An 18,762-nucleotide genomic window follows, 5' to 3' on the forward strand; every position below is an offset into this window, starting at 1 on the left:
AATGGGATACGTCAAGACCGCGATTCTGATGGCCGCGCTGACGGCCTTGTTCATGGGGCTCGGATACCTGCTTGGCGGGACCGGGGGCGCGCTGATCGCATTGGTCGTGGCTGCCGGGATGAACGCCTTTTCGTGGTGGAATTCCGACAAGATGGTCCTGCGGATGCACAATGCGCAGCCGGTCGGACCGAATGACCGCTCGGGACTGACGGAGCTTGTGGGCGAACTGGCCCGCAATGCCGGGCTGCCGATGCCCGCGGTCTACTTGCTCGACACAGCTCAACCCAACGCTTTCGCCACCGGTCGCAACCCGGAAAACGCAGCCGTCGCGGTGACGGCGGGCCTGATGCAGAGCCTCTCGCGCGAGGAACTCGCCGGGGTGATCGCCCATGAGCTTGCCCATATCCGCAACCGCGACACCGCGATCATGACTGTGACGGCGACTTTCGCCGGTGCCATCGGCATGCTGGCGAATTTCGCGCTGTTCTTCGGCGGCTCGCGTGAGCGGATGGGAATCTTGGGCACGCTCGCAATGATGATCCTCGCGCCGCTGGCAGCCGCACTCGTTCAGATGGCAATCTCGAGGACGCGCGAATATGCCGCCGACAAGGCAGGTGCCGAGATCTGCCGCAACCCGCTCTGGCTGGCCTCGGCGCTCGAGCGGATCGAGGCGGGCGCGGCGCGCGTCGACAATATCGCAGCAGAGCGCAACCCGGCCACGGCCCATATGTTCATCATCAACCCGCTGCATGGTCAGGGCGCGGATAACCTTTTCGCAACCCACCCCTCGACCGCGAACCGCGTTGCGGCGCTGCGCCAGCTGGCGGGCGGTTCGGGCCCCCGCTCGACGCAGCCCCGCCCCGCTCCGCAGCCCGAGATGACGGGATTCCGCGACAGCTCCGTGCCGCCGGTGCGGCGCAAGGATCGCTCCGGCCCCTGGAACTGATCAAGCCACCACCGCAAAGCAAGAGCGCCCGACCGAATGAACGATCGGGTGCCTCCTTGGCCTTAATCGCGAAACACGAGACAGCGACGCGAACGCGCCGAAGTCTCAGTAGGTCAGGCGGCGATACATGTGCCAGCTCGCATGGCCGAGCACCGGCAGCACCACCAAAAGCCCAAGGAACATCGGGATCATCCCGATGAACAGGCTCAGCGCGATCGTCAGCCCCCAGATCCCCATCGAGACCGGGTTCGCGATCACCGCGCGCATCGAGGTCAGGATCGCCGTGATGATGTCGATCTCGCGCTCCATCAGGAGCGGCAGGCCGACCACGGTGAAGGAAAACAACGTCAGTGCGAAGATCGCGCCGATGATCGAGCCGATCGCCAGCATCGCAAGCCCGTTCCCGGTGAAGAGGATCTCGGGCGACGAACTGACATTGGTGAAGGCCGACAACCCCATGAACAGCGCGAAGGTGGTATGGGCCACGAAGACCCAGAACATGAACATCATCAGGATCAGCATCGCCATGGACGGGATCTGCCGGTCCTTTTGCGAAATGCAGCAGGCCATCACCTCCCCCCAGACCAAGGGCTCCCCTCCCTCGATCCGGCGGCTGATCTCGTAAAGCCCGATCGCCGCGAAGGGCGCGAGCAGCGGAAAACCAAGCGCGAAGGGAATGAGCCACCATTCCTCGCCGCGTGCCGAAAACACCATCCAGAGCACGATCCCGCCGAGGACATAAAAGCCCGAAAACATCAGCCCGAAAGCGGGCGCGCGCAGGAAATCGCGCCACCCCTCACGCAGCACCTCCGGGATCGCCGAGACCGGCATGTCGCGAAAATGCGGCAGCTCGGACGGCTCAGACATCACTTGTTGCATTCTTCTCTCCCTGACAGACAGGCCCTCTCCCCAGAGCCTGTTCACTCACGTTGCGTCACGCATCCGTGATCTGTCGAGAAAAACCTCTGCCGCAGAGCAGCAATGCAGATGCAAAAAACAGGCTTCAAGCGTCGCGAAAACGGGACAGTTCTCGGATTGGGCCCCAATTTCGACGTCGACCCAGCACATTCCCGACACAATTGAAAATCAGACCGATCATCTTAAGTGTGCAGGACCGAAATCGGTGTCGGCTCCGGCAAACCTGCTCGCGACAAAGACAGACTGAACGCGATGACCACCTACAGCCTCAAGATCTTTTCGCTGGATTCGGCGACGACCAGCGCCGCCGGCATCCTCGAGCAAAGCCCGTCCGGCGCCCAATGGGGCTGGTATTCCTCCCCCACACTCACGGTGAACACCGGCGCCGCGCCAACCCAGGTTGAGATCTCCGACACCGATGGCTCGAGCGGCACGCTCGACGATGACAGCGAGGGGCAAGTTCTCACCCAGGACACGGTGATCGGGGGTGTAACCTATGCCGCGGGCTCGATGCTTCAGGACGAATACGAGGTCTCGTTGACCGACGGCACGAATACGTATCGTCTCGTCGCGATCTCGGTGCGAACCTATTCCGACCCCTATACCTATAATGACCAGATCATCGGCTTTTCCTGGGAAGGCGATGCCCCGCCCGAAGGCGTCACTCTCACCTACGTCGCCTCGAGCAATCAGGATTACGCATCGATGGTGCCCTGCTTCACGCCGGGCACGCAGATAGAGACGCCTGACGGCCCCCGCCCGGTCGAGAGCCTTCGGGTGGGAGATGCGGTCCTGACCCTGGACCACGGTGCGCAACCGCTTCGCTGGATCGCCCGGCGGCATCTGAACGCGGGCGATATCGACCTGCGCCCCGAACTCTGTCCGATCCGGATCGCCGCAGGGGCGCTCGGGCCGGGGCGGCCCGCACAGGATCTGGTGGTATCGCCACAACACCGCATCTTGCTGCGTTCGCTTATCGTCGAGCGGATGACAGCCGAACCGGAGGTCCTGATCGCCGCGCGCCACCTCACCGCCCTGCCCGGGATCTCGGTGCTGCGCGACGCATGTGAACCCGCGTATATCCATCTGCTCTTCGATCGCCACGAGGTGGTCATCGCAAACGGCACGGAAGCTGAGACACTGCTGCTCGGCCCGGAGGTGACACGCACCCTGCCCCGCGCCACCCGGCAGGCCTGGCATCGGCTCCTGCCCGATCTCGATCCGACGAATCCGCCGCCACCCGCGCGGCCGCTGGTGACGGGAAAAAAGGCGCGCAATCTCGTGGCGCGCCACCACCGCAACGCCAAGGCCCTGCAGGATGCCCTCGTGACGGTGATCTAGCCGCGCGTGCTGAGTGTCGCGAGCACTGTGGAGACCAGATCCTCGATCGGGCGCGCGCCCGAGAGGTTCAGCACCGGCTCGGATCGTCCCGCCAGCCACTCCCGGTGGCGCGACAGCGAACGCCCCGAGAAATAGGGATCGTCATAGTTCGACGCCCATTTCAGAAAGGCGGCGTGGTTATGAAACAGATCGCCTCCCGTCCGGATCCTCTCACCGAACTTGAGCGCCTCGCGTTTGCGGATGCGGGCCAGACGGATCGGTGTCGGGGCGCTGAGGAAGACGATCAAATCCGCCCCTTCGATCACCGGCTCCCCCCAGCCATCGAGCGAACCGGAAATCACCCATCCCTCGGGTGCTTTCGCCTCTTCCATCAGTTGAAGCCGCTCTTCGGGCGGGCGTTTGACGGTATAGGGCGGATCGCTCGGCGCCCAGAAGAACGCGTCAGTGTCGAGATGGGGCACATCAAGACGCTCGGCAATCCCCCGTCCGAGGGACGAGGTTCCAGACCCTGCGGCGCCGGTGATATGAACCCGCGCCGCCATCGGCTCAGTCCGCCGCCTGTGCGTCGGCTCGGGATTTGCCCTCGACCCCCATGGCCAGCGTCGCCGCCATGAGCCCGTCGAGATCTCCATCGAGCACGCCCTGCGTATCCGAAGTCTCGAACCCGGTGCGCAGGTCCTTCACCATCTGATAGGGCTGAAGCACATAGGACCGGATCTGGTTGCCCCAGCCCGCCTCGCCCTTGTTCTCGTGAGCCTCGTTGATCGCAGCGGTACGCTTGTCGAGCTCCATCTGGTAGAGGCGCGACTTCAGCGCGTTCATCGCGATCTCGCGGTTCTGGTGCTGCGATTTCATCGAGGAGGTCACTACGATCCCGGTCGGGATGTGGGTGATCCGCACCGCCGAGTCGGTCGTGTTCACGTGCTGACCGCCGGCGCCCGAGGACCGGTAGGTGTCGACACGGATATCGGAAGGGTTCACCACGATGTCGATATTGTCGTCGACCACCGGATAGACCCAGACCGAACTGAACGAGGTGTGACGGCGCGCCGCCGAGTCATAGGGCGAGATCCGAACGAGACGGTGCACGCCCGATTCCGATTTCAGCCAGCCATAGGCATTGGGGCCCGAGATCTTGTAGGTCGCCGATTTGATCCCGGCCTCTTCGCCCGGGCTCTCGGATTCGAGCTCGACCGTGTACCCCTTCTTCTCGGCCCAGCGGACATACATCCGCGCCAGCATCGAGGCCCAGTCGCAGCTTTCCGTGCCACCCGCGCCGGAATGCACTTCGAGATAGGTATCGTTGCCATCCGCCTCGCCATCGAGAAGCGCCTCGAGCTCCTTGCCCGCGGCCTCCTCTTTCAGCGCCTTGAGCGATTTCTCGGCCTCGGAGACGATCTCGGCATCGTCTTCCATCTCGCCCAGTTCGATCAGCTCGACATTGTCGGTGAGCTCCTGCTCGATGCGCTGATAGGTCTCGAATTTGTCCATCAGTTGCTGACGATCGCGCATCAGCTTCTGCGCGCGCGCCTGATCGTCCCACAAGGTGGGATCCTCGATCATGGCGTTGAATTCCTCGATCCGGTGCGGCGCGGTCTCGAGATCCATGCGCTGGCCCAGCAGGGCAAGCGATTTGCGGATCTGCTCCACGATATTCTGCGTCTCGGCGCGCATATGTCGTCCTTCGTGATATCTTGGTGCGGGTGATACGAAATCGACAGCCCGCCCGCAAGCACCGGCGTCGCAAGAGGCGGCGGAGGGGCGCTCGGAAAGGGGCGCTGCCCCCGCCTGCCCTTCGGCAGGCTCCCCCGAGATATTTGGATCAAGAAGAAGGAAAAATCGTGCCTGTTTCTTCTTGATGGAAATATCTCGGGGGAATCCGCGTCAGCGGATGGGGGCAGCGCCCCCGTTTCAGCCGATCGGCAAGGCGCGCTCGGCCAACCGCGCGAGGAAGGACGCGCCCATCGGGGCGGCCTCGTCGTTGAAATCGTAACGCGGGTGATGGAGGCCGTGGCCCTCGCCCGTTCCCATGAAGAGATAGGCGCCCGGGCGGGTCTCCAGCATGTAGGAGAAATCCTCCGCCCCCATTTCGCGCGCGGCGCGACGCTCGACCCGGCCGGTGCCGGCGATTTCCTCGGCGACCGTCGCGGCGAACTCGGCCTCATCCGCGTCATTGACCGTGGGCGGGTAGCCGCGCTCATAGGTGATCTCGATCTCGACGCCATGCGCCGCGGCAAGCCCCGACACGATGTCACGAAAACGGCTTTCCGCCAGATCGCGGATCGCGGGATCGAAGGCGCGGATCGTGGCGCAGAACCATCCCTCTTCGGGAATGATGTTCGAAGCAGAACCGACATGGATCTGGGTGACGGAAATCACCAGCTCGTCGCCCGCACCGACATTGCGCGCCACCACCGTCTGCAGAGCGTTGACCATGCCGGTGATCGCGACGATCGGGTCGATGCAATCTTGCGGCGTGGCGCCATGCCCGCCCTTGCCGCGCACCGTGACCCAGGCGGTATCGACCGAGGCCATATAGGGGCCCGGCGTGGTGTAGAAATGGCCGAACGGCAGGCCCGGCGCGTTATGGATGGCGAAAACGCGGGCGATCTTGAAACGGTCCATGACGCCCTCGCGCACCATTACCTCGCCGCCGCCGCCCTCTTCTTCGGCGGGCTGGAAGATCAGCGCCACGGTGCCTGCGAAATTGCGCGTCTCGGCGAGGTAGGCGGCCGCGCCCAGAAGCATCGTGGTATGCCCGTCATGACCGCAGGCATGCATCTTGCCTTCCGTCTCGGAGGCGTAATCCGCGCCGGTCTCCTCGGTGATCGGCAGCGCGTCCATATCGGCGCGCAGCCCCACCACCGGGCCCGGCGCGCGCCCCTTGATCAGCGCCACGATACCGCTTTGGGCGATGCCTTCATGGATCTCGTCGACACCGATCTCGCGCAGGCGTTCAGCCACGAAGGCGGAGGTCTGCGGCAGGTCGAATTCAAGTTCGGGATGGCGATGCAGCCAGCGCCGCCATTCGGTCATCCGGTCTCCGAGATCGGCGATTCGATTGATGACGGGCATGGTGGACTTCCCTCGCGCGGATGGTTAGGCCAGAGCCAATCGCATGGCAGGAGGCAAGCTGCAATGGCCAAACCCGATGACGCGCTGATCTTTGACGAGAGCGGGGAGGCCGCGCATCAGTTCGACCGGCTGATCGCGATCATGGCCTGTCTGCGCGACCCGAAAACGGGCTGCCCCTGGGATCTCGAACAGGATTTCGCCTCCATCGCCCCCTACACGATCGAGGAGGCCCATGAGGTCGCCGATGCGATCGCGCGGCAGGCCTGGGAAGAGCTGCCCGGAGAGCTGGGCGATCTGGCCCTGCAGGTGGTCTATCACGCGCAGATGGCCTCGGAAGAGGGCCGGTTCGACATCGCCGATGTACTGCGGGCGATCAACGCCAAGATGGTGGCGCGCCACCCCCATGTATTCGGCAATGAGAGCCGCGACAAATCCGCGGCGCAGCAAACCGCGGATTGGGAAAAGATCAAGGCGGCCGAGCGGGCCGCGGCGGGCAAGACCGAGCGCGTCGGGGTTCTCGATGGAGTCGCGCTGGGGCTGCCCGCGCTGACCCGGGCGATCAAATTGCAGAACCGTGCGGCGCGGGTCGGGTTCGACTGGCCCTCGACCGACGAGGTGCTGGAAAAGATCGTCGAGGAGGCGCGCGAGCTGGAAGAGGCGCGCGACCAGCTCGGGCCCGAAGAGCTGGCCGAGGAATATGGCGACCTGCTTTTCGTGATGGTCAATCTCGGACGGCATCTCGAGCTCGATCCGGAGGGCGCTCTGCGCGCGGCAAATCTGAAATTCACCAATCGCTTCAATTATATCGAGCGTGAACTCGAGGCGCGCGGCAAGGCTCCGAAGGATAGCGATCTGGACGAGATGGACGCGCTCTGGAACGCGGCGAAAGCGCGGGGGATCAAGTGACCGGAGAGGGCTCTGCCACCGCGCTGTCGCGCCCCCCGAGGTATTTCGGGCAAGCTGAAAGGCTCAGAGAAACGCCTTGCGCAGCATGTTCAGCGCGACCAGCATCAGGAAGACCGCAAAGACGCGCTTGAGCTTCTTCGGATCGAGCTTATGCGCCAGCGCGGCACCCAGCGGCGCGGTGAAGGTGGTCATCGCGATCACGATCAGGAAGGCGGGGATGTTCACCGCCCCGATCGAATAGGGCGGCGCATCGGCCACGGGCGTGAGCAGGAAGCCGATCGCCGAGGGCAGAGCGATGGTCACGCCGAAGCCCGCCGAGGTCGCGACCGCGCGGTGGATCGGGATGCCGTGCAACGTCTGCATGGGTGTGCCGATCGAACCGCCGCCAATCCCCAGCAGAACCGACAGAAACCCCATCAGTGGCCCGAACCAGGCGCGGAACAGCCCGCCCGGCAGCCCGTCCGAGATCCGCCAGCTCGATTTGCCGAACATCATGTAAAGCGCGATCACCATCACCATCACCGCGAAGATGATCTGCATGGTGGAGGAACGCAGCTGATGCACCACCAGCACGCCGATCACCGCGCCGATGGCGATCGGCACCACCCATTGCTTGAGGATCACCCAGTCGACCGCGCCCTTGCGGTTATGCGCCATGACCGAGCGGATCGAGGTCACGATGATCGTCGCCAGAGAGGTCGCCACACAGACCTGCATCAGATCGTCGGACGCATAGCCCAAGCCGTTGAAAAGATAGAAGAAGGCGGGGACCAGAACGATCCCGCCGCCGACGCCCAGAAGGCCCGCGAGAACCCCCGCGAAAGCGCCCACCCCCATCAGGATCAGCACGAGGGGCACAAGGGTGGACAGATCGGGCATGGGCGGAAACTCCTTGATTTCCGCTCAGTTAACCCGTTCACGCAGCGCTGACAACGCGCTCTCGAAAAGTTCAACCCCGGCGCCCTCGCGCGTGGCCCCCTCGGAGAGGATCTGGCGGAAGCGGCGCGCGCCGGGCTTGCCGTGGAAGAGGCCCAGCATGTGGCGGGTGATCTGATGCAGGCGTCCCCCCTTCGCAAGGTGATCGGAAATATAGGGGATCATCGCCTCGGCCACCTCAAAGGCGTCGCGCGCCTCGCCCTGCCTCCAGAGCCGCGCATCGGCTGCGCCCAGAACCTCCATCGGCTGGTGATAGGCCGCACGCCCGACCATCACCCCGTCGATCCCCTGCCCGAGTTGCGCCTCGGCGGCGACCAGATCCGCAATGCCGCCATTGATCGAGATATGGAGCTGCGGGAAGGCCGCTTTCATCGCGTGGACCAGCGGGTAATCGAGCGGCGGGATCTCGCGGTTATCTTTGGGCGAGAGGCCTTGCAGCCAAGCCTTGCGGGCATGAATGGTGACACGGGTGACACCGGCCGCAGCGATCTTTTCCAGAAATGCGGGCAGCACCTCCTGCGGCTCCTGATCATCCACCCCGATCCGGCATTTCACCGTGACCTCGACAGGTTGCGCGGCGATCATCGCGGCACAACACTCGGCCACCAGATCGGGGGTCTTCATCAAAACCGCACCGAAGGCGCCCGATTGCACCCGATCCGACGGGCAGCCGCAATTGAGGTTTATCTCGTCATAGCCGAAATCCGCGCCGATCGTCGCGGCCTCGGCCAATTCGCCCGGATCCGAACCGCCAAGCTGCAACGCCACCGGATGCTCGGCATCGTCAAAGCCCAGAAGCCGCGCGCGATCGCCGTGGATCACCGCAGGCGCCGTCACCATTTCCGTATAGAGCAGCACCTGAGAACTGATCTGACGATGGAAATAGCGGCAATGCCGGTCGGTCCAGTCCATCATCGGCGCGACCGAGAGGCGCGCGGCGCGGGACAGGGCGTCGGATGTCGTCATGGCGGTTTGCCTCTTGGACCGTCTCTAATGCGTCGCCCTCGCCCCCGAGGCGTAAAGTCTACCGGTGAGAGGGAGGTGGCGCACCCGACAGGATTCGAACCTGTGGCCTCTGCCTTCGGAGGGCAGCGCTCTATCCAGCTGAGCTACGGGTGCCTGAGCGCGGATATAGAGAAGCCGTGCGCGCGCCGCAACTGCGAATTCTCAGCGCTTCGCGGCCAGAGCGTCGTCGAGAACGCCCGCGAGCACCTCGCGCGGCACGTCAGAGGTGACGAAGGCCTGCCCGATGCCACGCGCGAGGATGAAGCGCAGCTTGCCGTCGAGCACTTTTTTGTCCTGCGCCATCAGCGCGATCAGCCCATCGGTATCCGGCAGATCGCCAGGAATATCGGCCAGATCGACCTTCATCCCCATGTCGCGCAGATGGGCGCGCACGCGGCTGGGCGCCTCCTGCGAACACAGGCCGAGGCGCTGTGAAAGCTCAAAGGCCAGCGCGCAGCCGATCGCGACGCCCTCGCCATGCAGCAGCCGGTCGGAAAACCCCGTCGCGGCCTCGAGCGCGTGGCAGAAGGTGTGACCGAGGTTCAGAAGCGCCCGGTCGCCCTCTTCGGTCTCGTCGCGCGCGACGATCTCGGCCTTCATCTCGACCGAGCGTTTCACCGCGTGCAGGCGCTTGTCCATGTCGCCCGCCGCCATCGCGGGTGCGTTCGCCTCGAGCCAGTCGAAGAAACCTGCATCGCCCAGCAGCCCGTATTTCACCACCTCGCCATAGCCCGCGAGGAAATCGCGCGGCTTGAGCGTGCCCAGCACGCCCAGATCGGCCAGCACCAGCGAGGGCTGATGGAAAGCGCCGATCAGGTTCTTGCCCTGCGGTGCGTTGATCCCGGTCTTGCCGCCGACCGAGCTGTCCACCTGCGCCAGAAGCGAGGTCGGAATCTGCACGAAACGCACACCCCGGCGCAGCACGGCGGCCGCGAATCCCACCAGATCGCCGATCACGCCGCCGCCAAGGGCGATGACGATATCCTTGCGCTCGACCTTCTGCTCCAGCAGCCATTCGACGGTGCGGGTGAACTGCGGCCAGCTTTTCGTGGCCTCGCCCGGAGGCAGGGTCAGCGCGACCATCTCGATCTCGCCCAGGCCCTTGCGCAGCGTCTCAAGATGCAGATCGGCCACCGTCTGATCGGCGACGACGGCGACGCGCGGGCGGCGCAGCAAGGGCGCGATCTCGGCGCCTGCATTTTCCAGCAGCCCGGTGCCGATGCGCACCTCGTAGGAGCGTTCGCCCAGTTCGACCGGAACGATCTCACGCATCTTTCACCTCTTCGATCAAACCATCGACCTCGCGCAAATGCGCGATCACCTTGCGCGCCATGTCCGGCACCGAGAGCCCCGGCTCCGCCTCGACTGCGACCTGCGCTTTCGAATAATGCGGCAGGCGCTGCGCGAGCAGATCGGTCAGCGTCCGTTTGGGATCGGCGGTGCGCAGCAGAGGTCGCGTATTCTTGTGGCGCACACGTTGCCAAAGCAGCTCCAGATCGGCCTTGAGCCAGACCGAAACGCCAAGCCGCGCGATCATCTCGCGATTGGCTTCTGACAGGAACGCCCCGCCCCCCGTCGAGATCACGCCCGGCGGCCCGGATAGCAACCTTTCGAGCACTTCCGATTCGCGCGCCCGGAAGAACGGCTCGCCATCGCGGGCGAAAATCTCGGCCACGCTCATCTGGGCGGCGCGCTCGATTTCGTGGTCGCTGTCGAGAAAGGGGGCGTCGAGCATCCGCGCCAGCGCGGTGCCCACAGCCGTCTTGCCCGAGCCCATCATGCCCACAAGCACGATCGAACGCGTCAGATGCCCCAGCACCGGTTGATCCTGCTCTGCCCCGGCTCTCACCTTGTCAATCCCGTCTTCCGGTCCCATCTCACACATCGGCGGACCCTTGCACAAACGTGAGGCAAGCCCCCTTGAATGGCGTGAACTTCCCTGAAATGCCATATATGATCAACGCGAAACCGCAACCAAGAACGGCCCGCCCGACCCGGAAGGGGCCGCGACAGACGGCAGAAAAGAGAGAAAATGGGGCGCATCTTCAAGCTCATCGTCATCCTTCTGATCCTTGGCACGATCGGCGTGATAGGCTTCGCCTATCTCGGAGACATGAGCCCGGACAGCCAGGAGCAACGTATCGAGGTCACCTTGCCCGGAGGGGTCGGTGCTGGCAGCGGGGGAACGGGTGGGAACTGAGCGCCGCGCGCTCGCGGCGAGCCTTGCCGGTTTGCTGATCCTCGCTCCGGCCAGCGTGCTGCGGGCCGAGGTCGATCAACCCATGTCCGCGATCGACTGGCTCTCGCATTCGGTGGCCAATGCGCCGCACAATGAGACGCCTGCCCCGAAGGAGCGGATCACTGGCGCGGGCGGGATCGAGGATATCGCCGTGCTCTCGCTCGATGCGCCCTCGGCCGACACGCTGGGGTTGCTGCCGGCCGAGCGCACGGGCCTGCCTCGCACGCTCTGGGGCAAGACGCCCGAGCCGGAACTGGCCCGGGCATTGCGCGCGATGCCCCTCGACCAGCTCCCCGCGCTCCAAAGCCTGACGATGACGCTGCTGCTGACCGAGCTGAACCCGCCGGAGATTGCCGCGTCCGCGCAACGCAACCAGCTCTTTCTCGCCCGGGTCGATCGGCTGCTCGACATGGGCGCGCTCGATCAGGCCCATGCGCTGCTGTCGCAGGCGGCAACGAACGATCCCGAGATTTTCCGGCGCAGTTTCGACGTGGCGCTGCTGCTGGGGCAGGAACGTCGCGCCTGCAAGATCATCGAACGCAGCCCCTCGATCGCGCCCTCCTACGCGGCGCGGATCTTCTGCCTTGCGCGCAACGGACAATGGGATCTCGCTGAGCTTACCTTCGGTACCGGCAAGGTTCTGGGTCAGATCCCGGCCTCCGAGGTGAGCTTGCTCGAGCAGTTCCTCGACCCGATGCTGGCCGAGGGCGCCGAGGATATGCCCCCGCCCGATCCGGTCACGCCGCTGAGCTACAAGATGATGGAGGCGATCGGCCAACCGCTGCCAACCTCGGTTCTGCCGCTGGCTTTCGCGCAAGCCGATCTGACCGAGAACAACGGCTGGAAATCCCAGCTTGAGGCGGCGGAACGGCTGGCGCGTGCGGGCGTGCTCGATCCCAATCGCCTTCTGGGCCTTTATACGGAACGCAAGGCGGCCGCGTCGGGGGCGCTGTGGGACCGGGTTTCGGCGGTGTCCGAACTCGATAAGGCGCTGGCCGCGGGCGACACGAAAGCCGTCTCGCGCGCCCTGCCCCGCGCTTACAAGGCGATGGCGGAAAACGAACTCGAGCCGGTCCTCGCCGCGCTTTTCGGCGATCAGCTTTCGGGCATGACGCTCTCGGGCAAGGCCGCGCGGCTGGCTTTCGAGCTGAGCCTGCTGACCCCGAACTATGAGGAGAACGCACGCATCGGCGCCGAGGCAGATCCCCGCGGAGATCTGCTCGCGGGGCTGGCACAGGGCGACACCTCTCAAATGCGTACACGCGACAGTCTCGGCCGCACCCTCAAGGTGGTGTTCGACGCCCCCCCGACTGCGGCCGCGGATCGCTATGAGGGGCTTTTGCCAGACCAGCTCGGCCTCGCGATCATCGAGGCGATCGGCGACGTCACCGAAGGCGCGAAGGGCGATTACCCGCGGCTTCAGGACGGGCTGCGACTGCTGCGCCTCGTCGGGCTGGAATCGACCGCGCGGCGCACTGCAATCGAACTTATGGTGCTGGAGCGGCGCGGATGAACGACGCGCCGCCCGATGCACGCTGGCTGCCCGCCTTTCTCGAAGCGCAAGCCGCCGAAGCGGGGGCCGCGCGCAACACGATCCTCGGATATGGGCGTGACCTCAATGACTTCGCGGGCTTTCTTCAAGCGAAAGGCCTGAGCTACGCGACCCTTACTCGCGAGAATATCGAGACCTACCTGATCCGCTGTGAGGCCGACGGGCTCGCGAAATCGACCCGCGCGCGACGTCTGAGCGCGATCCGGCAGCTTTTTCGTTTTGCCTATGAAGAGGGCTGGCGCGCCGACAATCCCGCGATCCGCATCTCCGGCCCGGGCCGCGCGAAACGCTTGCCCAAGACGCTTTCGCTCGAAGAGGTCGAAGCCTTGCTGGAGGCCGCCCGCGATCAGGGACGTTCCGCCCGCGACCAGATCCGCAACCGCTGCCTGATGGAATTGCTCTATGCCACGGGGATGCGAGTTTCCGAGCTCGTCTCCCTACCCGTCTCTGCCGCGCGGGGCGATCCGCGGATGCTTCTGGTGCGCGGCAAGGGTGACAAGGAACGCATGGTGCCACTCTCACCGCCCGCGCGTGAGGCGCTGGCCGACTGGCTCAGAGCACGCGATGCCGCCGAGGAAGAGGCGCATGTCCGACACCGTGCCCCCTCCTCTCGGTTTCTCTTTCCCTCGCCGGGAAAGGAAGGCCACCTGACCCGGCAATCCTTTCACCGATTGCTCAAGGATATCGCGGTGAATGCGGGGATCAGCCCCGCCAAGGTCACGCCCCATGTGCTGCGCCACGCCTTCGCGACTCATCTTCTGCAAGGCGGGGCCGATCTGCGCGCGATCCAGATGCTGCTGGGCCATGCCGATCTCTCGACCACCGAGATCTATACCCATGTGCTCGACGAGCGGCTCAAGGAACTGGTGCTTCAGCATCACCCGCTAGCCAAACCGCGCGGCAATCGGCACGGCGACGCTTGAATGCGCCACGGCGCGGCCCCATAACCTAAGCCCATGGAAAACACTCTCGATATTGCCTTCTGGATCACCGCCGGCGCGATCGTTCTGCTTCTGGCGCTCTCGGCCTTCTTCTCGGGCTCTGAAACCGCGCTGACGGCCGCGAGCCGCGCCAAGCTGCGTGCGCAGGCCGACAAGGGCGAAACGGGCGCGAAGACCGCGCTGGAGGTCACCGAAGACAGCGAGCGGCTGATCGGTGCGATCCTGCTGGGCAATAACGTGGTCAACATCCTCTCGGCGGCGCTGGCCACCGCGCTTCTGACCCGGATCTTCGGGCAATCGGGCGTGGCCCTCGCGACGGTGGTGATGACGCTCCTTGTGCTGATCTTCTCCGAAGTCCTGCCGAAGACCTACGCGATCACCCTGCCCGAAAAAGTCGCCGCCAAGGTCGCCGGTCCGATCCGCGTCGTGACCTTCGTGCTCGCCCCCATCGTCGCTGTGGTACGGATGATCGTGCGCGGCATCCTTTATGCCTTCGGCATGCGCACCGACAAGAACACCCATATGTTCTCGATCCACGAGGAGATCGCGGGCGCACTGGCGCTGGGTCAGTCCGAGGGAACGGTCGACAAGGAAGACCGAGACCGCCTGCTGGGCGCGCTCGATCTGGGCAATCGCACGGTCGAGGAGATCATGCTGCACCGCTCGCAGATCGAGATGCTCGATATCGAGCAGGACCCGGATTCGATCCTCACGGCGGTGCTTTCCTCGCCCCATACACGCCTGCCCCTCTATCGCGGCGAGCGCGAGAACGTGGTTGGCGTGATCCATTCGAAAGACCTGCTGCGCGCGGTGGAGAAAGTCATGCGCGGAGGCGACGGCACACTCGAGAGCATCTCCGATCTCGACCTCACCAAGGTGATGATGAAGCCCTATTTCGTGCCCGAGACGACGCCTCTCGACGAGCAGATGCAGGAATTCCTCAAGCGTCGCACCCATTTCGCGCTGGTGGTGGACGAGTATGGCGACCTGCGCGGATTGCTGACGCTCGAGGACATCCTCGAGGAAATCGTGGGCGAGATCACCGATGAATTCGACCCCAAGGCCGAGCGCAACCTCAAGCCCACCGAAAGCGGCGATTACATAGTCGACGGTTCGATGACGATCCGCGATCTCAACCGCGAGACCGACTGGAGCCTGCCCGATGACGAGGCCAACACGATCGCGGGCCTGGTGATCCACGAGGCGCAGACGATCCCGACGGAAGGTCAGGTCTTCTCCTTCCATGGCTTCCGCTTCGAGGTGCTGACGCGCAAGGACAACCGGCTGACCCGCCTCAAGATCCGCCCGCTGATCCCCGGCGCGTGAGGGGGCGCTGCCCCCCGCTGCGCTGACGCGCTGCCCCCGGGATATTTATGTCCAAGTCGAAGGTGCGCGATCAATCGCAGGCGCAGCCCGGCCCCTTGTGGCAGGCTTTCGAGCGGCTGATGCAACTGTCGCCGCAAGCCTTCCCCTTCGAGCAGTGCTTGCAGCATTTCGCATGGACCACGCCTGTCTGATGAGCGATCTGGAACAGCGCATCCCTGGTCCCGACCGCGGAACGATCTCGTTCGGGAGCCGTTTGCGCAGCTCCCACGGACGCCGCCAAGACGAATGCGACGATACTTGCCGTGACTTTGGACATCTGTCCTCCCCCTTGACCGCTTCCCACGTTAACGATGGTTAATTATGGGCCGTATGGGGTCAAGTGCGCGCTCGGGGCCTGCTGCCCTCTTGCCAAGAAGCCGCGCCGGCCCTAATGGCAAAGCCATGACACAGCACCAGCGCCTCCTCATCATCGACTTCGGCTCCCAGGTCACGCAGCTGATCGCGCGTCGCCTTCGCGAGCTCAATGTCTATTGCGAAATCCATCCCTATCAGAACGTGACGGATGCCTTCCTCAAGGAGTTCGCCCCGAAGGCGATCATCTTCTCGGGCGGGCCCGACAGCGTGACGCGCGAGGGATCGCCGCGTCCGCCGCAAAGCGCCTATGAGATGGGCGTGCCGATCCTCGGGATCTGCTATGGCCAGCAGGTGATGATGCAGGATCTGGGCGGGTTGGTGGAGGCTGGCCAAAGCCACACCGCCGAGTTCGGCCGCGCCTATGTGACGCCGACCGAGACGCGGATCGATCTGCTCAATGGCTGGTTCATGGATGGCACGGGCCGCGAACAGGTCTGGATGAGCCATGGCGACCATGTCAGCAAGCTCGCACCGGGCTTCGAGGTCTTCGGGACCTCGCCGGGTGCGCCTTATGCGATCACCGCCGATCTGAGCCGCCGGTTCTACGCGGTGCAATTCCACCCGGAAGTGCATCACACGCCGAACGGAAAGACCCTCTACGAGAATTTCATCCGTGACGCGGGCTTCACCGGTGACTGGACGATGGCGGGCTATCGCCAGCAGGCGATCGACGCGATCCGCGAGCAGGTCGGCGACGCGCATGTGATCTGCGGGTTGTCGGGCGGCGTGGACAGCTCGGTCACCGCGATATTGCTGCATGAGGCGATCGGCGACCAGCTGACCTGCGTTTTCGTCGATCACGGCCTGCTGCGGATGAACGAGGCCGACGAAGTGGTCACGATGTTCCGCGACCATTACAACATCAAGCTGATCCATGCCGACGAGTCCGAGCTGTTCCTCGGCGAGCTGGAAGGCGTCACCGACCCCGAGGTCAAGCGCAAGACGATCGGTCGTCTCTTCATCGACGTGTTCCAGAAATACGCCAACCAGATCGAGGACGCTGAATTCCTCGCTCAGGGCACGCTCTACCCCGATGTCATTGAATCGGTGAGCTTCTCGGGCGGCCCTTCGGTCACGATCAAGTCGCACCACAATGTGGGCGGCCTGCCCGAGAAGATGGGTCTCAAGCTGGTCGAGCCGCTGCGCGAGCTGTTCAAGGACGAAGTGCGCGCGCTTGGTCATGAGCTGGGCCTGCCGGCCTCCTTCATCGGCCGCCACCCCTTCCCGGGGCCCGGCCTTGCCATTCGCTGCCCCGGAGAGATCACCCGCGACAAGCTCGAGATCCTGCGCAAGGCGGATGCGGTCTATATCGACCAGATCCGCAAGCACGGGCTCTATGACGAGATCTGGCAGGCCTTCGTCGCCATCCTTCCCGTCCGCACCGTCGGCGTGATGGGCGACGGGCGCACCTATGACTATGCCTGCGCGCTGCGCGCGGTAACCTCGGTCGATGGCATGACCGCCGATTACTACCCGTTCAGCCACGAGTTCCTCGGCGAGACCGCGACGCGGATCATCAACGAGGTGAAGGGCATCAACCGGGTGACCTATGACATCACCTCGAAGCCCCCGGGCACGATCGAGTGGGAATGACATGAGAGAGGGGGCGCTGCCCCCTCTTTTCCTTTCAGGAAAATTCACCCCCGGGATATTTTCGCCAATTCGAATGCGCGAAACGACGTCTTAACCGGAATGGGCATAGCGAGATCTGGCGGTACGGGCGGGGACACCGATGACCGCCCAAGGCGAGCTTGTCCGGCTCGCCGCCTCTTTGTGGATCGAGGCGTGAAAATCCTCCTCCCTTCTTCTTGAGATAAATATCTCGGGGGAGAGGCGCGGAACGCGCCGAGGGGGCAGCGCCCCCTGATCCCTGGACGAGAAACCTGCCGCTCGCGAAGCGCGATCGACATTCTGTGCACTGCTCTCGCGCAAGACTGACATGTTCGGGAGCACGAAAACGTATCTCGCCACGAGGTTTCATTGCGACTGACCCGCAGGGTTTCCCCTGGCGATCACGATGAAAGCCAAGTCATTTCGCTCGAGCGTCAGTCCTGCCCTCCCTTGGCCTCAATAGAACCAAAGCCGAACAAGCCGTTCACCATTTTGACGGTGAGCCGTCCGCAAACACGCCTGACGATGGTGATGTCGGCGCGCATGAAAAGCGCCGAAGCGCGGGTTTTGCGGGGGAGAAACGCCACCCGCGCGAGTATGACCTCTGACGCACGCGACGACACGGGCTCCGGGAGCGTTGCGGCGCGCGCTATGGGGGCGCGCTTTCCACTCTCCGCGCTCTGGACAGGACGAGGGCGCCACGCATAGGCTCATCCTGTTCCACGAAGCGCCGCACGGGGATGGCCTCCATCCCGGCGCTTCCATTTCCATGGAGATGGCACATGGCCCTTTCGCTCACCGGTCGGCTGATCTGTACCACTGAGGCTCAGGCCGAGATCGTGCGAGGCTACCTGCCCGAGCATATCCGGCTCACGCGCGCGGAGCCCGGATGCGAGCTCTTCGAGGTCACGCAAGGCGATGATCCAATGGTCTGGGACCTGAACGAACGTTTCGCGAGCCGGGACGATTTCGAGGCGCATCAGGCGCGCACCAAGGCCTCCGCCTGGGGGCGCGCGACGCAAGGGATCACGCGCGATTTCCAGATTTCCGAAGGCTGATCAGCCCAGCAGCGAGCAGATCCGGCGCGTCGCCAGCGCATAGCCCTCGATCCCGAAGCCCGCAAGCACCCCGTCGGCACGCAGCGAGACATAGGAGTGATGGCGGAAGGCCTCGCGCTTGTGCACGTTCGAGATATGGCACTCGAAAACCGGCCCGTCGAAGGCGTTGAGCGAATCGAGGATCGCAACCGAAGTATGGGTGTAGGCGCCCGGATTGATCACGATGGCGCAGGCCTTCTCGCGCGCCTCGTGGATCTGATCGACGATCGTGCCCTCGTGGTTCGACTGGAAAAGCGCGATCTCGAAGCCCTTCTGCGCGGCCACCGCCTTGCAGATACGCTCGACATCATCGAGCGTGTCAGAGCCGTAGATCTCCGGCTGACGCTTGCCCAGCAGGTTCAGGTTGGGGCCGTTCAGGATGTAGATCAGGCGCGACATCGGGTCCTCGGGGTGATTTCCGCCCCAATTGGCCCCAAATGCCGCGTTGATACAAG

The 18,762-nt window shown here is 64.4% G+C and carries 19 protein-coding genes and 1 tRNA gene; 10 read left to right on the forward strand and 10 right to left on the reverse strand.

Annotated elements, in window-relative coordinates; translation table 11 throughout:
- Position 1 precedes the first annotated feature (1 nt).
- Entirely contained in the window at positions 2 to 946 is a 945-nt protein-coding gene (gene htpX, locus BMG00_RS00970) for a zinc metalloprotease HtpX (protein WP_078573119.1), read from the forward strand.
- Positions 947 to 1,051: 105 nt separating this feature from the next.
- On the opposite strand, the gene BMG00_RS00975 is transcribed toward htpX, so the two are convergent.
- The gene (locus BMG00_RS00975; RefSeq protein ID WP_078527593.1) at positions 1,052 to 1,825 is read right to left on the reverse strand and encodes a DUF2189 domain-containing protein; all 774 of its coding nucleotides are present in this window, start codon (positions 1,823 to 1,825) and stop codon (positions 1,052 to 1,054) included.
- A gap of 291 nt (positions 1,826 to 2,116) precedes the next feature.
- On the opposite strand from BMG00_RS00975, the gene BMG00_RS00980 reads away from it, so the two are divergent.
- Entirely contained in the window at positions 2,117 to 3,205 is a 1,089-nt protein-coding gene (locus BMG00_RS00980) for a Hint domain-containing protein (protein ID WP_078573120.1), read from the forward strand.
- On the opposite strand, the gene BMG00_RS00985 is transcribed toward BMG00_RS00980, so the two are convergent.
- The 3 genes from BMG00_RS00985 to BMG00_RS00995 form a co-directional block, all read right to left on the reverse strand.
- Positions 3,202 to 3,747, reverse strand: a complete 546-nt coding sequence (locus BMG00_RS00985; RefSeq protein ID WP_078573121.1) for an AAA family ATPase — start codon at positions 3,745 to 3,747, stop codon at positions 3,202 to 3,204. The genes BMG00_RS00980 and BMG00_RS00985 overlap by 4 nt on opposite strands.
- 4 nt (positions 3,748 to 3,751) lie before the next feature.
- Positions 3,752 to 4,879 carry a peptide chain release factor 2 gene (gene prfB, locus BMG00_RS00990; RefSeq protein WP_078527599.1) on the reverse strand — a complete coding sequence of 376 codons (1,128 nt, stop codon included), beginning with the start codon at positions 4,877 to 4,879 and terminating at the stop codon, positions 3,752 to 3,754.
- Positions 4,880 to 5,116: 237 nt separating this feature from the next.
- Positions 5,117 to 6,280 carry a M20 aminoacylase family protein gene (locus BMG00_RS00995; RefSeq protein WP_078573122.1) on the reverse strand — a complete coding sequence of 388 codons (1,164 nt, stop codon included), beginning with the start codon at positions 6,278 to 6,280 and terminating at the stop codon, positions 5,117 to 5,119.
- A gap of 63 nt (positions 6,281 to 6,343) precedes the next feature.
- Between BMG00_RS00995 and mazG the strand changes: the two genes are divergently transcribed.
- Complete coding sequence (mazG, locus tag BMG00_RS01000; protein ID WP_078527603.1) at positions 6,344 to 7,186, forward strand: nucleoside triphosphate pyrophosphohydrolase; 843 nt, start codon at positions 6,344 to 6,346, stop codon at positions 7,184 to 7,186.
- A gap of 63 nt (positions 7,187 to 7,249) precedes the next feature.
- Here the strand turns inward: mazG and BMG00_RS01005 are convergent, their stop codons facing one another.
- The 5 genes from BMG00_RS01005 to BMG00_RS01025 form a co-directional block, all read right to left on the reverse strand.
- Positions 7,250 to 8,065, reverse strand: coding sequence for a sulfite exporter TauE/SafE family protein (locus BMG00_RS01005; RefSeq protein WP_078527605.1), 816 nt, complete (start codon positions 8,063 to 8,065; stop codon positions 7,250 to 7,252).
- Between the two features lie 24 nt (positions 8,066 to 8,089).
- Entirely contained in the window at positions 8,090 to 9,088 is a 999-nt protein-coding gene (gene dusA / locus BMG00_RS01010) for a tRNA dihydrouridine(20/20a) synthase DusA (RefSeq protein ID WP_078573123.1), read from the reverse strand.
- Positions 9,089 to 9,164: 76 nt separating this feature from the next.
- Positions 9,165 to 9,241, reverse strand: a tRNA-Arg gene (locus tag BMG00_RS01015).
- Positions 9,242 to 9,289: 48 nt separating this feature from the next.
- Positions 9,290 to 10,399 carry a 3-dehydroquinate synthase gene (gene aroB, locus BMG00_RS01020; RefSeq protein WP_078573124.1) on the reverse strand — a complete coding sequence of 370 codons (1,110 nt, stop codon included), beginning with the start codon at positions 10,397 to 10,399 and terminating at the stop codon, positions 9,290 to 9,292.
- Positions 10,392 to 11,012: a shikimate kinase gene (locus BMG00_RS01025; RefSeq protein WP_425443989.1), complete on the reverse strand. Its 621-nt coding sequence runs from the start codon at positions 11,010 to 11,012 to the stop codon at positions 10,392 to 10,394. Before BMG00_RS01025 ends, aroB begins: the two co-directional genes overlap by 8 nt.
- 147 nt (positions 11,013 to 11,159) lie before the next feature.
- Between BMG00_RS01025 and BMG00_RS17690 the strand changes: the two genes are divergently transcribed.
- From BMG00_RS17690 to BMG00_RS01050, 7 genes are all read left to right on the forward strand, one after another.
- The gene (locus BMG00_RS17690) at positions 11,160 to 11,327 is read left to right on the forward strand and encodes a hypothetical protein (RefSeq protein WP_096349013.1); all 168 of its coding nucleotides are present in this window, start codon (positions 11,160 to 11,162) and stop codon (positions 11,325 to 11,327) included.
- Positions 11,296 to 12,879 (forward strand): hypothetical protein, encoded by a 1,584-nt coding sequence (locus BMG00_RS01030; protein WP_146642524.1) that lies wholly within the window; start codon positions 11,296 to 11,298, stop codon positions 12,877 to 12,879. Before BMG00_RS17690 ends, BMG00_RS01030 begins: the two co-directional genes overlap by 32 nt.
- Positions 12,876 to 13,841: a site-specific tyrosine recombinase XerD gene (locus BMG00_RS01035; RefSeq protein WP_078573126.1), complete on the forward strand. Its 966-nt coding sequence runs from the start codon at positions 12,876 to 12,878 to the stop codon at positions 13,839 to 13,841. The genes BMG00_RS01030 and BMG00_RS01035 overlap by 4 nt, the downstream gene beginning before the upstream one ends.
- 33 nt (positions 13,842 to 13,874) lie before the next feature.
- On the forward strand, positions 13,875 to 15,185 hold the full coding sequence (locus BMG00_RS01040) for an HlyC/CorC family transporter (RefSeq protein WP_078527741.1): 1,311 nt from the start codon (positions 13,875 to 13,877) through the stop codon (positions 15,183 to 15,185).
- Between the two features lie 47 nt (positions 15,186 to 15,232).
- Positions 15,233 to 15,376, forward strand: coding sequence for a hypothetical protein (locus BMG00_RS17550; RefSeq protein ID WP_158521661.1), 144 nt, complete (start codon positions 15,233 to 15,235; stop codon positions 15,374 to 15,376).
- A 250-nt stretch (positions 15,377 to 15,626) separates the two neighbouring features.
- Positions 15,627 to 17,192 (forward strand): glutamine-hydrolyzing GMP synthase, encoded by a 1,566-nt coding sequence (gene guaA, locus BMG00_RS01045; RefSeq protein ID WP_078573127.1) that lies wholly within the window; start codon positions 15,627 to 15,629, stop codon positions 17,190 to 17,192.
- Positions 17,193 to 17,992: 800 nt separating this feature from the next.
- Complete coding sequence (locus BMG00_RS01050) at positions 17,993 to 18,268, forward strand: putative quinol monooxygenase (RefSeq protein WP_078573128.1); 276 nt, start codon at positions 17,993 to 17,995, stop codon at positions 18,266 to 18,268.
- Here the strand turns inward: BMG00_RS01050 and aroQ are convergent, their stop codons facing one another.
- Entirely contained in the window at positions 18,269 to 18,706 is a 438-nt protein-coding gene (gene aroQ, locus BMG00_RS01055; RefSeq protein ID WP_078573129.1) for a type II 3-dehydroquinate dehydratase, read from the reverse strand. It abuts the gene before it with no gap.
- Positions 18,707 to 18,762: the final 56 nt, after the last annotated feature.

The sequence above is a fragment of the Thioclava marina genome (assembly GCF_002020135.1).
Taxonomy (GTDB): Bacteria; Pseudomonadota; Alphaproteobacteria; order Rhodobacterales; family Rhodobacteraceae; genus Thioclava; species Thioclava marina.